Genomic DNA, 5,057 nt, shown 5'->3' with positions numbered 1-5,057 from the left:
GGCTTGTCGATGCCGCCCTTGCGGCCTTCGAAGATCTGTCCGTACTTGTCGACCAGGAAGTTGTAGCCGATGTCGCACCAGCCGCGGCTCTTCGTGTGGTAGGCCTGTGTCGCCCGCACGATGTTGTCCGACTGGCTCTTGTCGTAGGAGTTCGAGCCGGCGGTGTGGTGGATGATCGCGCCGCGAGTGGTGGCGCCGTAGACCGGCGAGTCGCAGGTGCCCGTGCTGGCGGCACCCCAGCTGCTGCGCCTGATGATCGACGGCTGGCTCACGGCGACGTTGGAGATTGCTGCCGAGTCCTTGCCCGGATCGATCGTCGCGACCTGGAGGTCGCGGGGCACGGCGGCCTCCGACGTGCGGACGCGGACCGCGACGCCGTCTGCTTGACCCACCCATTCGGACTCGGTGCCCGGACGGCCACCCTCGGTCCAGGTGTTCTCGACGTCGAGATGAAGCTCGTTCCACTTCGACCACTGACCGTCCTGACGCCACCGGACCTCGACTGCCGAGTCGTTCGGGACGCCGGACCGCCAGGTGACACCGAGCATCGAGTACGGCTTGACGTCTGTGGGAGCGAGCTCGGCGACGGTGCGAGGACCGGACGGAACTGGCTCCGGCGATGACTGTTTCGTCTCCGGCTCCTGCGGTTCGCTCGCTCCGACCACAGGGACGTCGTGCTCGACGACGATCACCTCTGGTTCGGCGTTGACATCCTCACCGAGGCGTCGCTCGATGCTTTCCTGCCAGACCATGACGGATCCCAGCAGGACAGCCACGAGGCTGAGGGGCAGGAAACGCATAATCACGCGCCGAGAACGCATGTCGTGTCCAATCGAGTAAGTGCAGCCGAACGGGGAAGTGGTAGGGACGCCGCTGTGGAAATTAGACAGCACTTTCAGCGGGCTGAACAGCGGTTTCGCAACTCTCATCGCTGACCTGCGGAATTACATCAGTGTGACTCCTCGTTCAGGAGCCGTTCAAGCAAGGAAAGGTCAGGCGTGCCGATGGAGACGCCGCGCGGCTTCGGCCACGGACCCGGACAGGGACGGGTAGATCGTGAAGGCGTCGGCGACCTGATCGACCGTCAGCGAGGCCGAGACGCTCAACGAGGCGACGTGGACGAGCTCGCTGGCCCGGGGGCTGACGATCACCGCGCCGATGACGATCCCGGTGGCCTTGCTCGAGAAGAGCTTCACGAAACCGTCGCGGATGCCCTGCATCTTGGCGCGCGGATTGGCCGCCAGCGGCAGCATCTCGACCTCGAACGGAACCCCGTCCTCCTCGAGCTTGGCCTGGGAGAGACCGACCGTCGCGATCTCCGGTGACGTGAAGATGTTGGAGGATGCCTTGGTCAGGTCGAGCGGGCGCACGGCGTCGCCGAGCAGGTGCGACATCGCGATGCGTCCTTGCTGAGCCGCGACGGAGGCGAGCATCAGCACACCGGTGCAGTCGCCCGCCGCGTAGACACCCGGGGCCGACGTTCGTGACACCCGGTCCACCGTGACGAAACCGCCGTCGTCGAGCTCGACCCCGGCCTCCTTCAGCCCGAGGCCACCGGTGTTCGGCAAGGACCCGAGGGCAAGCAGGCAGTGCGACCCGTCGACCTCGCGTCCGTCGGTCAGCGTGACGCGGACCCCGTCGCCACGGCGCTCGACCGCGGCCATGCGCGACGTGCCCATGACGGTCATGCCCCGCCGCGTGAAGACGTCCTCGATGAGGGTCGCGGCATCGCCGTCCTCACCGGGGAGCACCCGGTCGCGGCTCGACACCAGGGTGACTGGCGAGCCCAGCCCGTTGTACGCGCTGGCGAACTCCGCGCCGGTGACGCCGGAACCGACGACGATCATGTGCTCGGGCAGATCGCGCAGTCCGTAGACCTGCTCCCAGGTGAGGATGCGGTCGCCGTCGGGTCTTGCGGACTCGGTGACCCGCGGGTGGGCGCCGGTGGCGACGAGCACACCGTCGGCCTCGATGCGACGCTCGCCGTTGGCCGTCGTCGCGATCACGTGACCGGAAGGGTCGAGCGTGGCCGTGCCGGCCAGGACGTCGACACCGCTGGCCTCCAGACGGTCGCCGATGTCGGCCGACTGGGCCTTCGCCAGCGACAGCACCCGGAAGTTGACCGCCGCGAGGTCGGCACGCGCCTCACGCGGAAGGTCGACGCCGAGCTCGGCCGATGACTCGACCTCGGTGAGGACGTCGGACGTGGCGATCAGCGTCTTGCTCGGCACGCAGTCCGTGAGCACCGTCGAGCCCCCTGGCCCGTCGCGCTCCACGAGCGTGACGTCCGCTCCCGAACGCGCCGCCACGAGCGCGGCCTCGTAGCCTCCGGGCCCGCCGCCGATGATCGCCACATGAGTCACGCGAGCCATTGTGTCCTACCTGAACCGGGGTCCGTAATGTACGGACGGTGACCTCAGCCGACCTCGCCTTGCAGGCCGCCGACGCGCTCGCCGAGCGCACCGGCGGGGAGAAGCACGACGTCGCCCTGGTCATGGGGTCCGGATGGTTGCCGGCGGCCGATGCGCTGGGCCAAGCGGAGCACGAGTTCGCCGCCGCAGACCTGCCCGGGTTCAGCGCCCCCGCGGTCGTGGGTCACGGGGGCACGATCCGCTCCGTGCGGCTCGGCGACCGGCGGCTGCTCATCTTCCTCGGGCGCACGCACTTCTACGAGGGGCTCGGAGTGCGCTCGGTCGTCCACGGTGTCCGCACTGCCGCCGCAGCCGGCGTCGACACCGTGGTGCTGACCAACGGCTGCGGAGGTCTCGACACCTCATGGACGCCGGGCACGCCGGTGCTGATCCGCGACCACATCAACCTCACCGGCACCTCCCCTGTCGAGGGACCCAACTTCGTCGACCTCACCGACCTGTACTCCTCGCGCCTTCGCGCGCTCTGCCAGGAGGTCGATCCGTCGCTCGACGAGGGCGTCTACGTGCAGTTCCCCGGGCCGCACTACGAGACACCTGCCGAGATCGCGATGGTCAAGGCCATTGGCGGCACGCTCGTCGGGATGTCGACCGTGCTGGAGGCGATCGCCGCGCGCGAGGCCGGCTTGGAGGTGCTCGGCATCTCGCTCGTCACCAACTTCGCGGCCGGCATCACCGGCGAACCCCTGAACCACGAGGAGGTTCTCGAGGCCGGACGTGCGTCGGCCGCGCGGATGGGGTCACTGCTCGCCGACGTCCTGCCGCGCATCTGATGGACCTGCTCGCCCGCGCCCGCGACTGGCTCAGCCAGGATCCCGATCCCGTCACGCGCGACGAGCTTCAGCGGCTGCTCGACGCCGAGGACATGACCGGGCTCGAGGACCGCTTCCGCGAACGTCTGCAGTTCGGCACCGCCGGGCTTCGCGGCGCGCTCGGCGCCGGGCCGAACCGGATGAACCGGGCCGTGGTGATCCGCGCTGCCGCGGGACTCACGAGCTACGTCCGCGATGCCGGCGGCCGGGCGGTCGTGATCGGATTCGACGCCCGGCACAAGTCCGACCAGTTCGCCCGGGATACCGCCGCGGTCGTCGAGGGGGCCGGGCTGCGCGCGATGGTGCTGCCGGAACCGCTGCCGACACCGGTGCTGGCGTTCGCGATCCGATACCTCGGCGCGGATGCCGGCGTGATGGTGACCGCATCGCACAATCCGCCGCAGGACAACGGCTACAAGGTCTATCTCGGCGACGGTTCGCAGATCGTGCCGCCGGCCGACGGCGAGATCTCCGCGCGCATCGACGCGGTCGGGCGGCTCGCCGACGTGCCGCTCGGCACCGACTGGATCACGCTGGACGAGGAGGTCGTCGACGCGTACGTGCGCCGCACCGCCGCGGTCGCCGCGCCGGACACGCCGCGCGACCTGCGGGTGGTGTACACGCCACTGCACGGCACCGGGCGGGACGTGCTGGTCGCGGTGCTTGGCCGGGCCGGGTTCGCGGCTCCCGACGTGGTGCCGGAACAGGCCGAGCCGGATCCGGAGTTTCCCACGGTTGCGTTCCCGAACCCGGAAGAACCGGGCGCGATGGACCTCGCACTGGCCCGGGCGGTCGCATCCGATGCCGACCTGGTGATCGCGAACGACCCGGATGCGGACCGGTGCGCGGTCGCGGTTCCGGATCCGGCTTCCGGCGGTTGGCGAATGCTGCGCGGCGATGACGTCGGTGCACTGCTCGGCGCGCACCTGGTGCGGTCCGGCCGCGCGCCGGCCGGGTCCGGCGTGTTCGCGACCACGATCGTGTCGTCCACCCTGCTCGGCCGGATCGCGGCCAAACACGGCCTCGGCTACACCGAGACGCTGACCGGGTTCAAGTGGCTGTCCCGGGTACCACGGCTGCGCTACGGCTACGAGGAGGCGCTCGGCTACTGCGTGGACCCCGACACGGTGCGTGACAAGGACGGGATCAGCGCCGCACTGCTGGTGTGCGAGCTGGCCGCATCCTTGCGGGCCGCGGGTGCGGGGCTGCCCGACCTGCTGGACGAGCTGGCCGCCGGGTACGGCGTGCACGCCACCGACCAGCTGTCGATCCGGGTCGACGATCTCGCCGAGATCGATGCGATGATGACCCGGCTGAGCGCGAACCCGCCGGCCGACCTCGGTGGCCGGGCGGTCGAGTCGGTCGAGGACCTGACCACCGGCAGCCCGGACCTGCCGCCGACCGACGGACTGCGGTACCGGCTGGCCGGCGGCGCCTGGGTGGTCGTTCGGCCGAGCGGCACCGAGCCGAAGCTCAAGTGCTATGCGGAGGTGGTGGTCCCGGTCACCGGATCGGACGTGACCGCCGCCCGCGAGCAGGCGGCGGCCGAGCTGGCAAAGCTCCGCGCCGATCTGGCCGCCGCGACCGGCGCACGCTCGCACCCGCCGTCGTAACCGCCCCGGGTCACCGGGAACCGGCTGACCTGGTATGCCGTCTCATCGGCGAGGTACGACTGGAGGTCGCAGTGGGGTTCCGCTACCTGGCTCGGCTCACGTTCGCCGCCGCCGCGATGGCGCTGCTAGCCGGATGCGGCGAAACCAGCGCCGGACCCGCGCCCGCACCCGGCGGCGAGCCCGGTGACGGCGCGATGCCCGCA

3 protein-coding genes and 1 pseudogene are annotated in these 5,057 nt (G+C 70.3%); 2 read left to right on the top strand and 2 right to left on the bottom strand.

Features of this window, described 5'->3' with window-relative positions; translation table 11 throughout:
• Together ACRDPN_RS15100 and ACRDPN_RS15095 are read right to left on the bottom strand one after the other, a co-directional pair.
• Positions 1 to 800, bottom strand: a pseudogene (locus ACRDPN_RS15100) (hypothetical protein); the annotation flags it as partial.
• 192 nt (positions 801 to 992) lie between these two features.
• Positions 993 to 2,363, bottom strand: a complete 1,371-nt coding sequence (locus ACRDPN_RS15095) for an NAD(P)H-quinone dehydrogenase (RefSeq protein ID WP_431449505.1) — start codon at positions 2,361 to 2,363, stop codon at positions 993 to 995.
• 47 nt (positions 2,364 to 2,410) lie between these two features.
• Between ACRDPN_RS15095 and ACRDPN_RS15090 the strand changes: the two genes are divergently transcribed.
• Together ACRDPN_RS15090 and ACRDPN_RS15085 are read left to right on the top strand one after the other, a co-directional pair.
• Positions 2,411 to 3,202, top strand: coding sequence for a purine-nucleoside phosphorylase (locus tag ACRDPN_RS15090; RefSeq protein ID WP_431449504.1), 792 nt, complete (start codon positions 2,411 to 2,413; stop codon positions 3,200 to 3,202).
• Complete coding sequence (locus ACRDPN_RS15085; RefSeq protein WP_431449503.1) at positions 3,202 to 4,854, top strand: phospho-sugar mutase; 1,653 nt, start codon at positions 3,202 to 3,204, stop codon at positions 4,852 to 4,854. Before ACRDPN_RS15090 ends, ACRDPN_RS15085 begins: the two co-directional genes overlap by 1 nt.
• The last annotated feature ends 203 nt before the right edge of the window (positions 4,855 to 5,057 follow it).

This window comes from Aeromicrobium sp. (genome assembly GCF_050700635.1).
In the GTDB taxonomy this organism is placed as follows: Bacteria; Actinomycetota; Actinomycetes; order Propionibacteriales; family Nocardioidaceae; genus Aeromicrobium.
The sequence above is the reverse complement of the archived record's forward strand: the minus strand, read 5'-3'. Positions and strand labels throughout refer to the sequence as shown.